Annotated in this window: 11 protein-coding genes; 5 read left to right on the forward strand and 6 right to left on the reverse strand. The window is 62.8% G+C overall.

The window, feature by feature from the left end; translation table 11 throughout:
* Nucleotide 1: 1 nt before the first annotated feature.
* Nucleotides 2-745, forward strand: a complete 744-nt coding sequence (gene hutC, locus ACY8D3_RS14005; protein WP_462379377.1) for a histidine utilization repressor — start codon at nucleotides 2-4, stop codon at nucleotides 743-745.
* 93 nt (nucleotides 746-838) lie between these two features.
* Here the strand turns inward: hutC (ACY8D3_RS14005) and hppD are convergent, their stop codons facing one another.
* The 4 genes from hppD to hmgA all read right to left on the reverse strand — a co-directional run bounded on the left by hppD (nucleotide 839) and on the right by hmgA (nucleotide 5,422).
* The gene (gene hppD / locus ACY8D3_RS14010; RefSeq protein WP_462379378.1) at nucleotides 839-1,918 is read right to left on the reverse strand and encodes a 4-hydroxyphenylpyruvate dioxygenase; all 1,080 of its coding nucleotides are present in this window, start codon (nucleotides 1,916-1,918) and stop codon (nucleotides 839-841) included.
* 138 nt (nucleotides 1,919-2,056) lie between these two features.
* Entirely contained in the window at nucleotides 2,057-2,704 is a 648-nt protein-coding gene (maiA, locus tag ACY8D3_RS14015) for a maleylacetoacetate isomerase (RefSeq protein WP_462379379.1), read from the reverse strand.
* A 103-nt stretch (nucleotides 2,705-2,807) separates the two neighbouring features.
* Nucleotides 2,808-4,121, reverse strand: coding sequence for a fumarylacetoacetase (fahA, locus tag ACY8D3_RS14020; protein WP_462379380.1), 1,314 nt, complete (start codon nucleotides 4,119-4,121; stop codon nucleotides 2,808-2,810).
* Nucleotides 4,118-5,422, reverse strand: a complete 1,305-nt coding sequence (gene hmgA / locus ACY8D3_RS14025) for a homogentisate 1,2-dioxygenase (protein ID WP_462379381.1) — start codon at nucleotides 5,420-5,422, stop codon at nucleotides 4,118-4,120. The genes fahA and hmgA overlap by 4 nt, the downstream gene beginning before the upstream one ends.
* A 110-nt stretch (nucleotides 5,423-5,532) precedes the next feature.
* Between hmgA and ACY8D3_RS14030 the strand changes: the two genes are divergently transcribed.
* Both ACY8D3_RS14030 and ACY8D3_RS14035 read left to right on the forward strand, forming a co-directional pair.
* On the forward strand, nucleotides 5,533-6,339 hold the full coding sequence (locus tag ACY8D3_RS14030; RefSeq protein WP_462379382.1) for an IclR family transcriptional regulator: 807 nt from the start codon (nucleotides 5,533-5,535) through the stop codon (nucleotides 6,337-6,339).
* Nucleotides 6,340-6,515: 176 nt separating this feature from the next.
* On the forward strand, nucleotides 6,516-8,585 hold the full coding sequence (locus tag ACY8D3_RS14035; RefSeq protein WP_462379383.1) for an LTA synthase family protein: 2,070 nt from the start codon (nucleotides 6,516-6,518) through the stop codon (nucleotides 8,583-8,585).
* Nucleotides 8,586-8,634: 49 nt separating this feature from the next.
* Here the strand turns inward: ACY8D3_RS14035 and ACY8D3_RS14040 are convergent, their stop codons facing one another.
* Nucleotides 8,635-11,724 (reverse strand): ATP-binding protein, encoded by a 3,090-nt coding sequence (locus ACY8D3_RS14040; protein WP_462379384.1) that lies wholly within the window; start codon nucleotides 11,722-11,724, stop codon nucleotides 8,635-8,637.
* Between the two features lie 273 nt (nucleotides 11,725-11,997).
* The gene (hutC, locus tag ACY8D3_RS14045) at nucleotides 11,998-12,744 is read right to left on the reverse strand and encodes a histidine utilization repressor (protein ID WP_462379385.1); all 747 of its coding nucleotides are present in this window, start codon (nucleotides 12,742-12,744) and stop codon (nucleotides 11,998-12,000) included.
* Between the two features lie 89 nt (nucleotides 12,745-12,833).
* Between hutC (ACY8D3_RS14045) and ACY8D3_RS14050 the strand changes: the two genes are divergently transcribed.
* Together ACY8D3_RS14050 and ACY8D3_RS14055 are read left to right on the forward strand one after the other, a co-directional pair.
* Nucleotides 12,834-14,201, forward strand: coding sequence for a formimidoylglutamate deiminase (locus ACY8D3_RS14050; RefSeq protein ID WP_462379386.1), 1,368 nt, complete (start codon nucleotides 12,834-12,836; stop codon nucleotides 14,199-14,201).
* 186 nt (nucleotides 14,202-14,387) lie between these two features.
* Complete coding sequence (locus ACY8D3_RS14055; protein WP_462379387.1) at nucleotides 14,388-15,140, forward strand: hypothetical protein; 753 nt, start codon at nucleotides 14,388-14,390, stop codon at nucleotides 15,138-15,140.
* Nucleotides 15,141-15,142: the final 2 nt, after the last annotated feature.

The raw sequence follows: 15,142 nt of genomic DNA on the forward strand, positions 1-15,142 counted from the left end.
CATGGACCGGACACCGACCGCCCCGGAAGCCCGCTACCGCCAGGCCAAGCGCTTCGTACTGGGTAAGCTGCAACAGGGCGAATGGAAGCCGGGCGACCTTATCCCCTCCGAGAACCGACTTGTTGCCGAACTCGGCATGTCGCGGATGACGGTCAATCGCGCGCTGCGCGAGCTGACCGACGAAGGCCGACTGGTACGCGTTTCAGGCGTCGGCACCTTCGTGGCGGACCGTAAGCCGCAATCCAACCTGCTGATGATCGCCAACATCGCCGACGAAATCGCCGCGCGCGGCCATGCCTACGGTTGCCGCGTGCTACACGCGAGCCGCGAATCTGCATCGATGTCCGTCGCATCGGCGCTGCAACTCGCCACAGGCGCTTCGGTGTTTCACCTGGTATGCGTCCACCTGGAAGAAGGCGTGCCCGTTCAGCTGGAAGACCGCTACGTCAATCCGGCGCTGGTACCGGACTTCCTGTCCCAGTCGTTCGACGAGCACCTACTTCCCTCCCAGTACCTGCTCGACAACGTGCCGGCCGATGAAATGGAACATATCGTCGACGCCTCGCTTCCCACTGCCCAGGAAGCCGAGCAATTGGAAATGGAGACGCTCGAACCGTGCCTCGTGCTGATGCGCCGCACCTGGCTCGCTGGCCAGACGGTGACGTACGTTCGCTTCCTGCATCCGTCCTCACGCTATCGCCTGGGTAGCCGCTTCCCGCTCAGCAATACCAATCGCGTCGGCTAGACGTGCTCGACGGCCTGCCAAAGCGGCGCGGGCAGTGTGGCACTGAGCAGCAGCGCGGCCAATCAAGCCCAGCTCGACCGGCCGCCCCGGGTTTTACTCAGCGGTGCTCAGCACGCCACGCTGGATCTGGTCGCGCTCGATCGATTCGAACAAGGCCTTGAAGTTGCCCTCACCAAAGCCGCTGTCGCCCTTGCGCTGAATGAACTCGAAGAACACGGGCCCCAGGACCGTGCCGGAGAAGATCTGCAGCAGCAAACGGCGCTCACCGTTCTCGCTGGCGCCATCGAGCAGGATGCCGCGTGATCTCAGTTCTTCGGTCGGCTCACCATGGTTGGGTATACGCTCTTCGAGCATCTGGTAGTAGGTCTCCGGGGGCGCCGTCATGAAGGGCGTGCCCATGGCCTTGAGCCTGTCCCAGGTGGCAATCAGGTCGTCCGTCAGGAACGCCACGTGCTGGATCCCTTCACCATTGAACTGCATCAGGAACTCTTCGATCTGGCCGGAGCCTCTGGATGATTCCTCATTGAGCGGGATTCGGATCAGGCCGTCCGGTGCGGTCATCGCCTTGGAGGTCAGCCCGGTGTACTCACCCTTGATGTCGAAATAGCGAATTTCCCGGAAGTTGAACAGGCGCTCGTAGAAGTCCGCCCAATAGGCCATGCGACCGCGATAGACATTGTGAGTGAGGTGGTCGATCAACTTCAGGCCGGCGCCCACCGGATGGCGATCGACACCGTCCAGGTACACGAAGTCGATGTCATAGATGGAGCTTCCCTCCTCGAAGCGATCGATCAGGTACAGCGGGGCCCCGCCGATGCCCTTGATAGCGGGAAGCCGCAGCTCCATGGGCCCGGTCGGCACATCGACCGGCTGCGCTCCGAGCTCCAGCGCGCGCTTGTAGGCCTGCTGCGCATTGCGCACACGGAAGGCCATGCTGCACACGGACGGCCCATGCTCGGCGGCGAAGTAGGCAGCGTGGCTGTGGTGTTCGCGGTTCACGACCGCGTTGATGCCGCCCTGGCGGTACAGGGCGACATCCTTCGAACGGTGGTTGGCCACGTGGGAAAAGCCCATGCTTTCGAGCACGGGTTCGATGGTATTGGGTGTGGGGGATGCGAATTCGATAAATTCGAACCCCATGAGGCCCATCGGATTTTCAAACAGGTCGGCCATGATTGGCTCCTCGACTGGCAGATGGCGAAACGACGTATCACGGTGGAAACGAACGGCCGGCCAAGGGTGGCGCACAGGAGCGGCCCCTTACGCTGCGAGCGAGGAAGTCGCCGAGGATAAGTTGGAACCCGAGTATTTTCATGCCGCGCCCTTCACGTCCGGGCAATCGGGCTGGACATCGGGATGGGCCTTGCGGAACGCATCGAGCTCGAGCGCCAGCGCCTCCACCCGCCGAATGCGTGGATAGGGGGCCAGATCAACCTCGAATCGCCGGGCGCTGTAAACCTGCGGCAGCAGGTAGACGTCCGCCAGACCCAACGTTTCAAAGCAAAAACCCTTATCACCTATCAGGGCCTCGACGGCCTTGAGGCCCTGGGCCATCCAGTGGCTTATCCAATCGAGCACCGCCTGCTCATCGTGCCCCAGCGCCCTGAGCCTATTGAGCACCGACAGGTTGTGCACTGGATGGATGTCGCAGCCAATGATCGCTGCCACCGCGCGGTGCCTGGCACGCGCTTCAAGATCACGGGGCAGCAACGCAGGCGCTGGATAGCGCTCCTCGAGGTATTCGATGATGGCGGGCGACTGGACAAGCACGTTTCCGTCATCCGTACGAAGGCTGGGGATCCGCGCCTGAGGGTTCACAGCGCGGTAGTCGGCCCCATGCTGCTCACCACCATCACGCAGCAGATGGACAGGGATATGCCGGCAGGCCAACCCTTTGAGTTCGAGCACGATGCGTACACGGTACGCAGCGGAAGAGCGGTAATAGGTGTAGAGATCCATGCGACGAGCCACCGCTGTCGTGTGCCGAGACGCCGGCACTTATTGTTGTTGTCACTCCATCTGCTGCCGTGGAGTTGCTGGGGCAAATCCAGCGCTCACCTGATCATAGCCCGCGCGCGGCGGTCACGATCGCGCGGCATTCGCCGAAGCCAATCGAGATCAGGCCTTCCCGTACGCAGCGGGCCCTCAGGATGATTTCGTCACCGTCCTCCAGGAAGGTGCGTGTTTCACCACTCGGCAGCACCAATGGCGCCTTACCGCCGTCAGTCAGCTCCAGCAGGCTGGCGTAGCTCTCCGCACGGGGGCCTGAGAGCGTGCCCGAGCCGAACAGGTCGCCCGGCTGCAGCGCGCAGCCATTCACGGTGTGATGCGCGACCATCTGCGCCACGGTCCAGTACATGTGCGTCGTGTTACTCGACGTGATGCGCTGCGGCGCCATGCCCGCGTCTCGCATCGCGGCCGTGCTCAGGAACGCCTCGAGGACAATATCGAACGCACCGCTCGCCTGATCCCTTTCGTCGAGCAGATACGCCAGAGGCGCCGGATCATCGTGCGGTCGCGCAGCCTGCGGCATGCGATAGGGCTCCAGCGCTTCGGGCATCACGACCCAGGGCGAAATCGTGCTGGCGAAGCTCTTCGACAAGAACGGCCCAAGCGGCTGGTATTCCCAGGCCTGAATGTCCCGGGCCGACCAGTCGTTAAGCAGGCAGAAACCGGCGACGTGCTCCCAGGCTCGCTGGATATCGATGGGCTCCCCCTGTGCATTGCCAGGGCCGATCCAGATACCCAGCTCGAGCTCGTAATCCAGGCGCTTCGAGGGGCCAAAGGCCGGTGATTCACTACCCGCCGGCAACGTCTGACCAACCGGCCGCCGCACCGAAACACCCGATGCGTTGATCGTGGATGCGCGTCCGTGATAGCCGATAGGCACGTGCTTGTAGTTCGGCAACAGCGGATTGTCGGGGCGAAACAGCCGGCCGACGTTAGTGGCGTGATGGATGCCTACGTAGAAGTCGGTGTAATCGCCAATCCGCGCCGGCACGTGCAGGTGGCAGGCCCCGGCTGGCTGCAACAACCACTCGCCAAGGCTCTTCATCAACGTACGCTTGGGTGAATCTTCCGCAAGCAATGCCTGGACGGCTCGGCGCAATTGCCGGCGCGCCTCTGACGGCAGACCGAAGAATCGATTGAGGGTGCTTTCACTCGCCGCCTCGGCCGTGTCCCGCACCTCGCCGTCAAATAGGCCGGCATCCACCGCTTCGCGCAAATCGAGAATCGCGTCGCCAATCGCAATGCCTCCACGCGGCGCCAGTCCATCCCGACTGAACACGCCCAGCGGCAGATTCTCCAGCGGGAAATCGCTATGACCATTGGCGCTGCCTACCCAGGAACGCAAAGGGATCGACTGCATGCTCATACCGCTCCCACGTTGAACGTCTTTGTCAGACCCGCCCAGCAGGCATCGTAGTCGGATTGCAGCTCGGCGGATGCCATGGCGTGATGCGTCGGGCGTAGCGCCTGGCCAGTTTCGAACATGAACGCCATGGTGTTCTCGATCTTGTGGGGAGCCAGTTCTGCCTCGATCGCAGCGCGCGTCGAGGCATGGTCAGGGCCGTGGGCACTCATGCAGTTATGCAGCGACGCGCCACCCGGCAGGAAACCGCCGGCCTTGGCATCGTAGGCGCCCTGGATCAGGCCCATGAACTCGTTCATCACGTTGCGGTGGAACCACGGCGGCCGGAACGTATGCTCCGCGACCATCCAGCGCGGTGGGAAAATCACGAAGTCCACATTGGCCATGCCCACCGTCCCACCCGGCGAAGTCAACACGGTGAAGATCGACGGATCCGGATGGTCGAAGCTGACCGTGCCGAGGGTATTGAAACGCCGCAGGTCATACTTGTACGGGACATGATTGCCATGCCACGCCACGACATCCAGGGGTGAATGATCCAGTTCGGTTTGCCATAGGGATCCGAGGAACTTCTGCACCAGCATGGCGGGCCCTTCGGTGTCTTCATAGCGTGCGACGGGCGCGAGAAAATCCCGTGGGTTGGCCAATCCATTGCTGCCGATAGGCCCAAGATCCGGCAGACGCAATGCCATACCGTGGTTTTCGCAAACATAGCCCCGGGCACGACCGTCGAGTACATCCACGCGGAATTTCATGCCGCGCGGGACGATTGCAAATTCGAGGGGCTCGATCACCAGTACGCCCACTTCAGTGAACAGTGATAGCCGCCCGTGTTCAGGCACGATCAACAACTCACCATCAGCATCGTAGAAGTACCGACTCATCGAAGCGTTGACGCTGTATCGATAGACGCTGACGCCTTCTGGCCTGCCAGCCTCGCCCGTCGCAGCGATGCGCACCAATCCATCGAGAAAGTCCGTTGACTGGCCAGGGAACGGAAGCGGGTCCCAGCGAAGGCGGTTCGGGTTGGGCTCGCCGGCTTCGTGACCGGCAAAGCCTGCCGCGAGCGGTTCGAAGCGACCATGGCGAGCGGATGGCCGCAAGCGATACAGCCAGGTGCGGCGCATTTCGGCACGCGGCACCGTGAAGGCCGTGCCCGAGAGCTGTTCAGCATAGAGCCCGAACGGTACACGCTGCGGTGAGTTCTGGCCGATCGGCAATGCCCCCGCCATTGCTTCACTGCTGAAGTGATTGCCAAAGCCGGTCAGATAGGAAACTGCGTCTTGTTCTTGTTGTACGCCCATACGCCACCCAATTAGCGTAATGACTTTACGCAAAACGTAAATTGAAGCAGGGTCTCGGTCAAGCTATAACTCCGCGCTCAGCATGAAGGGGCACGGCATTGGAACGGGAAATGGAAAACGGGCGGCGGCAGAAAGTACAAGCTGCCGAAGTAGGCACGGATATCCTGAAGGCGCTGGCCGAACTTGCACCCGCAACGACGCTGTCCCGGCTGGCAGCACACCTGAACATGGCGCCCGCCAAGGTGCACCGCTATCTGCAGTCATTGATCGCAAGTGGCTTCGCCGAACAGGATGCGGTTTCCAATCACTATGCGTTGGGCCCGGCCGCATTGTTCGTCGGATTGTCGGCGCTGCGAACGCTCGATGTAGCAAAGATTGCCGGACCCGAGCTCGTGCAGTTGCGTGACGCCCTGAATGAGACCTGCTTTCTTGCCGTCTGGGGCAACCGTGGTCCGACCGTTGTGCAGGTAGAGCAGGCAGCGCGGGCCGTCACGCTTGTCACGCAGGTCGGCTCCGTTCTGCCGCTCCTCGGCTCATCCACCGGCATGGTCTTCCATGCCTTTCTTCCCGAGGCGGAAACCAGCGCACTGTCTGTGGTCGAACGTGCGGCGGTCGGCGCACCGAGCCGCGATACGGTCGAGCGTTCGGCTGCACATGTACGCAATACCCATCTCTCTGCCGTACACGGCCTGCTCATGCCGGGCGTCAATGCCGTATCCGCTCCGGTGTTTTCTGCAAGCGGAAGAATTGCTGGTGTGATGACCATTCTCGGCACCGCCCCGGGCTTTCGGGCCGACGAGGACACAACCGTAACAGCTGCGCTGCGGCATGCAGCGCGACGTGTCAGCACCCGTATGGGCGGCGCCGAATGGGCGATGACACCGCCCGGCGATGACCTTCCCTATACGAATCTTTGACGAATTTTTTATGACAGGACTGTGATGATCGCTGCGCTTCGCCGTGTGCGCTAGTGCGGTCTGCGCGCCTGCTGCCGACCTTCGTACGCGACAGGAAGCATTCATTCGCTTCCCTGCCGGCGTTGCTCTCCGGACGCCGGATGGAAGTGTCATCGCATTTCAAAGGCGCTCGAACCATGCCGACCACCCCTCGCCGCCCCACCTCCGGGGGCGCCTCCCACTATGTACCCAGCCTCGGTAGCCACCTGACGTTCACAGCGCTCTGTGTGCTGGTGCTGCTGACCATGATGATGTTGCTTCGTGTCGCATTGACGGCATACAACCATGACCTGATCGACGCTACAACGAAAGCCGCCTTGCCCGAAGCCTTTCTCAATGGCGGCCGGTTCGACTTCCGACTCATCGTCTACATCTGCGCGCCGCTGGTGTTGTCGCTTGTGAGCGTGCGGGCCATGTCAGCCCGGCGCCTGCACTGCGTCTGGCTCACGTTGGCTGCCAGCGTCGTCCTCCTGCTTGGCGTAGCCGAGCTGAACTTCTACCGGGAATTTCATCAGCGCTTGAATAGCCTGGTCTTCCAGTACCTGCAGGAAGATCTGGGCACGGTCACGAGCATGATCTGGAACGGCTTCCCGGTCGTCCGGCTGTTGCTGGCATGGGCGCTCGTTACATTGGTGCTGGGCGCCATATTCTTCGGCATCGAACGCTCGACCCGAGCCACTGGCGCCCATAGCCCGCCGACGCCCTTGGCCCGCGGCGCAGTCTTCATGGTGTGCCTGCTGGTGGCCGTTGCAACAGCCCGCGGCACCCTTCGCTCCGGCCCGCCGCTACGCTGGGGAGATGCGTACACGACCGATTCGATGTTCGCCAACCACCTCGGGCTCAACGGCACGCTCGTGTTGATCGACGCGGCAGAGAACACCTTCTCGGACCACCGCGACAAAAGCTTCAAGCCGACGATGCCGAATGACGTTGCCGAGCAGACGCTCAGGGAGATGCTGCTCACCCCGAATGACCGGCTCATCGACCCAGACCGTGCCCCCGTTCGCCGCCGCTACACACCGCCTGCCGAAGGCCACCTGCCAGGCGTCCGCAACGTGGTCGTCATCCTCATGGAGAGCATGGCCGGACGCTACATCGGTGCGATGGGCAACACCAGCGGGATCACCCCCAACTTCGATGCGCTCGCCAAGGAGGGCCTGCTCTTCGATCACTTTTTCTCGAATGGCACCCATACGCACCAGGGCATGTTCGCGACGATGGCCTGTTTCCCCAACCTGCCATCGTTCGAGTACCTGATGCGCACGCCTGAAGGCAGCCACCAGTTTTCCGGGTTGCCGCAGCTGCTTAGCGCCCGCCATTACGATGACCGCTACGTCTACAACGGCAGCTTCGCGTGGGACAACCAGTCCGGCTTCTTCAGCAACCAGGGGATGCGGCACTTCGTTGGCCGCGAGGACTTCGTGAACCCGGTGTTCATTGACCCCACCTGGGGCGTGTCTGACCAGGACATGTTCGACCGCTCCGTGACGGAGTTGCGTGAAGCGAACGAGAGTGGAAAACCCTTCTATGCCCTGTTGCAAACCCTTTCCAACCACACGCCCTACGCCTTGCCGACGGACCTGCCCGTCGAGCGTGTGACCGGCCATGGATCGCTCGATGAGCACCTCACCGCCATGCGCTACGCGGACTGGGCATTGGGCCGCTTCTTCTCACAGGCCCGCCAGCAGCCCTGGTACAAGGACACGCTGTTCGTAGTCCTGGGTGACCATGGCTTTGGCAATCCCGAAACCATTACGGACATGGACCTTTCACGGTTCAGCGTACCGCTGCTTCTGATTGGCCCCGGCGTGCAGGAAACCTTCGGCACCCGGCGCAGCACGGTTGGCAGCCAGGTCGACGTCGTTCCCACCATCATGGGCCGCCTTGGCCAGCCCGTGCAGCACCAGTGCTGGGGGCGCGACCTACTCGCGCTGCCTGAGGGCGACCCGGGCATGGCCATCATCAAGCCGTCGGGCAGCGACCAGACGGTTGCCCTGGTGACGGGAAACCGTCTGCTCATGGCTCCGCCCGGCCTTGAACCTCGGCTCTATGAGTATCGGCTGGGCGCCAATGCTGGCGGCACCCGCATCCAGAATGCAGGGGATGAACCGGCCCTCAAGCAACGCCTGGAGGCCTACCTGCAGATGGCTACCGAAGCGCTATTGCAGAACCGCACCGGCGCGACGACCAGCCAGGCACACCAGTGACGCCACACAGGCCCGTACCCAGCGGGCCTGTGCATGGAGACCTACCGGATCACTCGGCCGCAACGAGCCGGTAGATCAGCGAAATATCCGCTGGCTTCGTCACATGGTGATCGAAGCCGGCCGCATAGGCTTCCGCCTGATCATCCGCCTGTCCCCAGCCGGTCATGGCAATCAGACGGACATCCTGGCCACCCTCGGCCGCCCGGATCGCTCGTGCTATCTGATGGCCACTCATGCCGGGCATACCGATGTCGGACAAGACGACATCCGGGCGATGCGCGGCGAAGCCGGCCAGTGCGGCTTCGCCATCCAGCGCCACCATGACGTCGTGCCCCTCCAGCTCCAACAACTCAGCCATGGTATGGGCAATATCGGCGTCATCATCCACCACCAATACTCGGCGTCCCGTTGCCCCGGACGACGAACCAGCAAGCGGCTCAAACACCTTTGTGGCCAAGGCAGGCTCGCCCACCGGCAGGCTGAGGGTGAATTGACTGCCACAGCCCGGCCCGGCGCTTTCAACCCGGATATCACCGCCGTGCTGTCTGGCCAGCTCCCGGGCCAGTGCGAGGCCTATGCCCAGGCCGCCCGCGCTCTGCTCCGACCGTGGGTCGACCTGTGAGAACATCGTGAAGACGGCATCGAGATCCTCCCTTGCCAGCCCAATTCCACTATCTGCCACCCGTATTTGAACGCTTTTCTGGGCGGCCTGAACCTCAACCCTCAATGAACCCTGCTCGGGCGTGTAGCGCGCGGCGTTGCTGAACAGGTTGGTCAGTATCTGCTCAAGCCGTAGCGGATCGGCACGAACCTGCAAGGGCTCGGTGGGCATCTCCAGGGCCAGCCGATGCGCCTTCGCGTGACGCATCGACAGCGTATTCTCCAACGCCGCGTTCACCGCGTCCTGCACGGTCACCGTGGCAAGACGCAGCTGAATCTTGCCGAAGGTGATTCTGGATACGTCCAGCAGATCGTTGAGCAAAGCGCCCATGTGGCTGACATTACGCTCGATGGTTTCGCACGCACGCATGCGCTTCTCATCGGTTATCGAGGGCGATGTGATAAGCGCGGCGGCCTGGCGGATAGGCGCCAACGGATTGCGCAGTTCGTGTGCCAGGACCGCAAGGAACCGGTCCTTTTGCGCGTCTGCATCCCTGAGCATCTGCTCCTGATGCTTGCGATCGGTGATATCCGTAAACCAGACCGCAACATTGCGATCGAAGGGCGTGGCGACGATGTAAAGCCACCGCAGCGCGCCGGCCGGGTCTTCGCCCTGGATTTCGGTCGAATGCGGTTCACCCCGCAGCAGCTGCTCACGGCACAGCTCGAGAATCCGACGGTGCGCCCCACTCCACTTGATCCCGGTGCCCGCTTCTCCGAGCGCCTGTAGCGTCGTGGCCCCTACTGGGTTGAGATACTCCCAGTCGAGCGTTGCGTCAGGCAATGCCGGATCACCTTGTACGCTTGCGATGCCGAACGGGATGACCGAACTCTCCAGTGCGATCCGCAGGCGTTGCTGTGACTGCAGCGCGGCGTCTTGCATACGAGCCCGGTCGATGAAAACGGCTGCCTTCGATGCGCACATGTCCGCGAGACGCTGTTCCCGGAGCGTCGGTTCGCGTGGTTCGGGCAACTGGACCGTCAACGCACCGATCGTCCCTTCGATGTTGCTGCGCAGCGGGGTGCTGTGCACCGCCGCAAAGCCTTCCTGCCGCGCAAGTGCCACATAGGGGGCGAAGCGAGGATCGGCCTCGGTATCCGCGATGACGACCCGACGGCACTCGCTAACGGCCTGGCCACAGGCGCCTTGCCCTGGCTCGATCGTCCCAAGTGCTTGCAGGGCCTCTGACGAAAGGCCCTGAGAGACGTAGATGCGCAGAGGCTCCCCGTTGCGGCTGAGCGAGATATGCCCAAACGGGCTTCCATGGAAGCGGCAAACCGTTTCGAGGATCGCCTGCAATTGTTCATGCAAGGAGGGTAGTTGAAGCAACCGGTGGTTCAGACGTTGGAGCGTCTCGAGATCGGCAACCTGCTGGGTCAATTCATCCCGGGCCGTGCTGAGGTTCCCGAGATATTCGTCGCGTTCGCTTTCGCTGCGGCGCCTGGACTCGGATGCGTCGATCAGTGCCTGGCCGACCTCCTGGACTTCCTCGATATCACTGGTAGGAGGCTCAGGCAGCGCATTGACGCCGATACGCCGTGCAGCCGCCTGGAGGTCCCGCATTGGCCGGCTCACGCGGCGGGAAGCCAATACGGCTGCGGCGAAGGCCAGCAGCAAGGACAGCGCGAGCCCGCTGCCGTATACCGCAAGTGCACGCTTCGCTGCCCCCATGAACTCATCAGTAGGAATGGCGGTAGTGACTGTCCAACCGGATTCCGGTAGCCGTACGAACGCCACGTATACCGAGCTGCCCTCACGCGTCACGCTATAGCCGATGCCTTCGTCCTCGGACCCGTCGAGCAAGGCTGCCAGACTCGGCAGCGCCTTCTGCCCGATGCTTTCCTCATGCAGCGAAGTTCGCGCAATACGCAGCTCATTGCGGTCGAACACGGATCCCACCCAGTTGGCCGGGAGCGTCCGGGTGTTGCGGGCTTCGCGAATCAACTCGGGGGTCACGGCAGCGGTCAGCACATATTTGAGCTCGCCATTCCGGACGATGGGCAGCCGTACAGGCATCGCAAGTGTCCCGGACGGGCCGCGACCCAACTGGCCAACGACTGGCTTACGCGTCGCGACCGCCTCCCAGAAGCTCTCTTCCTCCGCCATCGGCCCGCCTGCCTGCGGCGGTTGCGGTTGCGGTTGCGGCTGACGGGACACGCGGCGCACGATGGTACCGTCTGGCGTCGCGACCAGCACTGCGTGCCAGCCCGGTACGAGCGGGAGTACACGCTCAATGAGCGCGCTGTAGCCATTCAGATCCGGCACATCCAGGAGGGGGGATTCGCCGAGTGCCTGGAGCACGGTAATCGATCGGCGCAGTTCGATCTCGATTGTCGTAGCCGCCTGGCGGCTCGACTCCAACGCACGCTGCTCAGCCTGACGCTGCTGGTCGTGTATGAAAAAGCCGAGGCCAACGGCGCCGAACAGCGCCAGAGGAATGATGCCGGCAAACGCCATCGCAAGAAGTCTTCTACGCAACGGCACACTGCGTAACGCACCCGATTTCGCTATCAAGACGAACTCCAACCACGGACGCGGCCAATCATCCTTCGGGACGTGGCCGTCTTATCGATGTCAGCAAGGGATTGATGAGAATGCAGCGACGCGGCGGGACGCAAGCCGCCAGGGCATGCGGATTGTAGGTCAAATCAGCGCGAACGACCTCAACTGTCGACGGTATGCGATGCCAGGCGGACGGCAGGCAAATGCGAACAGGGGCGCTCACCCCAGAGCGCCCGGCTATGCTGCCTTTCAGGAGCCGAAGTGCCCCTCGAGCCGATAGCGGCTGCCTGGATAGATCAGACGAGCACTGGTGACCAGATGCGTACCTGACCAGGTACGCCGACGGATGAGCAGGCAGGGCTCGCTGCGCTTGATGTCCAGAAGGCGCGCCTCGGACGCATCGGGCAATACCGCTTCGACGACGTGCTCGCCTTCACTCAACGGCGCCACACGGTTAAGGTAGGCGAACGGCGTCTCCCGTTGGAAATCCTGCCGCAGGTAATCGGGCGCCACCTGCGGATTCACATAGCGATCCTCGATCTGGACGGGCACATCATTCTCGTAATGGACGATCAAGGAGTGGAATACCCGCTGGCCTTCCTTCACGTTCAATGCCAGTGCGCGCTCGGTACTGGCGGTTTCTTCCGTGAGGGTAACCACTTCGAGGCGGTGGAGGTGACCGCGCGCGGCGACCTCGTCGGCAATGTTGTGAACCTCCACCAGCGCCGCCTGCCGCTTCGGCTCGGCGACGAAGGTACCCACGCCCTGCATCCGCACCAACACCCCGTCCGCCGTCAGCTCGCGAAGTGCACGGTTGATGGTCATGCGACTGAAGCCAAGTTGGTTCACAAGCTCGCTTTCGGACGGCACGCGGTGGTGGGCGGGCCATTCACCCGAGCGAATGTGGCCAAGAATCATCTGCTTGACGCGCTCGTACAGCGGCGCCGGCCCAACGGCCTGTTCGGACGGGTTCGGGGGAAGATGGGGGTGAGGCATCAAGCGGTCCTGCTGGGGGCGATGGCGCGCAGTTTACGCAGGCGACCACGGGCTGTATATGTATATACAACCTACTGCCGGAGTCACCCATGACCGCCCTCTTCGCTCAACGCGCTCTGTTGCCCGACGGCTGGGCTCACAACGTGCGCCTGGAGATCGACGCGTCAGGGCACTTCACAAAGGTTGAGCGTGACGCCGCGCCGGGGGATGCGGAGCGCGTCGCTGGCCCGCTGATTCCGGGCATGCCCAACCTTCACTCCCATGCCTTCCAGCGCGTCATGGCAGGCCTTGCGGAAGTGGCGGGTGATCCGGAAGACAGCTTCTGGACCTGGCGTGACCTCATGTACCGCCTGGTCGCACGGATCACGCCGGAGCAGATGCACGTCGTTGCCCGCCACCTCTACATCGAGATGCTCAAGGCCGGTTATACACGCGTCGCCGAATTTCACTATGTCCACCATGACCTGGACGGACGTCCGTATGACGATCCGACGGAACTCGCCGGCCGGCTGAGCCAGGCGGCCGTGGACGCTGGAATGGGGCTTACGCTGCTCCCTGTGCTTTACAGTCACAGTGGGTTCGGCGGCCAACCGGCCAATCCCGGCCAGCGACGGTTCATCCAAACCGCCGATGCGTATCTGCGCCAACATGAAGCGCTGGCAGCCATGACGCAGCAGGTTGGGCAAACGCTCGGACTTTGCCTGCATTCATTGCGGGCCGTCACGCCCGAGCAGATGCGCACTGTCATTGCCGCGGTCGATACCCTCTGCCCGGTCCATATTCACATCGCCGAGCAACAGCGCGAAGTCGACGATTGCCTGGCCTGGTCCGGCCGGCGCCCCATTCAATGGCTGTTGGAGCACCAGAACGTCGACGCGCGCTGGTGCCTTGTGCACGCCACTCATGCCGATACGAAGGAAATCGAGGCAATCGCTCGCAGTGGCGCGGTGGCTGGCCTCTGCCCGACGACCGAAGCCAACCTCGGTGACGGCATCTTTCCGGCCAGCGCATTCCTGGCCAACGGCGGGCGCTTCGGCATTGGTTCAGACAGCCATGTCTGCGTCAGCCCGGCAGAAGAATTGCGTTGGCTCGAATACGGCCAGCGGCTGCGTGACCAACGCCGAAATCGCCTTTTCACCTCATCCCAGTCCAATGTCGGCCTCACCCTCTTCGAGCACGCGCTCAGTGGCGGCGCACAGGCGCTCGGTCAGCCCATCGGGCGGCTCGAGGCCGGACATCATGCGGATGCAATCGTGCTGGATGGCAGCGATCCCTATCTGGAGTGTGCCGGGGATGACGCCATCCTGAACCGCTGGATCTTCGGCGGTGGCGACCGGCAGGTACGCGACGTCCTGGTCGCCGGCCAATGGCGCATTCGGGAGAGGCGCCACGCCGGTGAGGAAGCCAGCAGCGCCGCGTTCGGCCGTGTATCGCGCGCACTGCTCAGCGAGGCCTGACACGCCACTTGACGGGCCATTGAGCGGCCCATCCAAAGCCGAGCGCCGACCAGCGGTGGCCGCTTCGCTGAAACTCCCGCGCCCAGCGGCCAGTCACCTTCTATGTACGCAGCGATTCGACGTGTTACCGAAGTCCGTCGAAACCCATGCACCTGCCGCGAGGCAGTACATAGACGGAGACAGACAATGGCAACTCCCTACGATAACGACCGAGCACGAACCGAACGGGATGAGATGAAGTCATCCGCGAGCGGCCTCCAGAACGAGGCAAAGCAGGCCAAGGATCAGGTCAAACACGAGGGCGAAGCCCAATTCGCACAATACCGCGACACCGCAGCGGACCAGGTCGACAAGGTTGCACAGACCGCCGATGCAGCCGCCGAAGCAATGCGTGAGCAGGATGATCCTGTCGGGCTTTCTCACTACGTAGCCGATTTGGCCGGGAGCCTTGGCAAGTTCGCCGAGACCCTGCGAGGCAAGAGCGCAGAAGATCTGCTTCATGACGCGAACCGACTGGCGCGGGAAAATCCAGCCCTGTTCATCACAGGCAGCGTTGCCATCGGTTTCGGCCTGAGCCGCTTCGTGAAGGCATCGAGCAACAGCAGCCAGACGACGAACTCGATGACGCCCATGTCCTCGAAAACGTCTACCACGTCCGCTCCGTCCGGCCCCTCGACCTCTGATGCCCGCGCACCGAGCGCTCGCTACTTCGATGACGGCGAACCAGAAGTCGATACCGATGCCAGCTTCGGCACGTCGACCCGTCCATTTGACGATTTAGACGCGCCCAACCGCGCACCGATTTCCACCGAGGCCGAACAGGCCGAACTTCCCACCTTCAACCCCGCCAGCAAAGCCGAGCGTGATGCGAAGACCCCACCCAACCCGCTCTATGGCGGCGGGACTGGTAAAGGCCCCAATGGAGGACTTCACTCATGAAC

Source organism: Pseudomonas sp. Marseille-QA0892, from assembly GCF_054950135.1.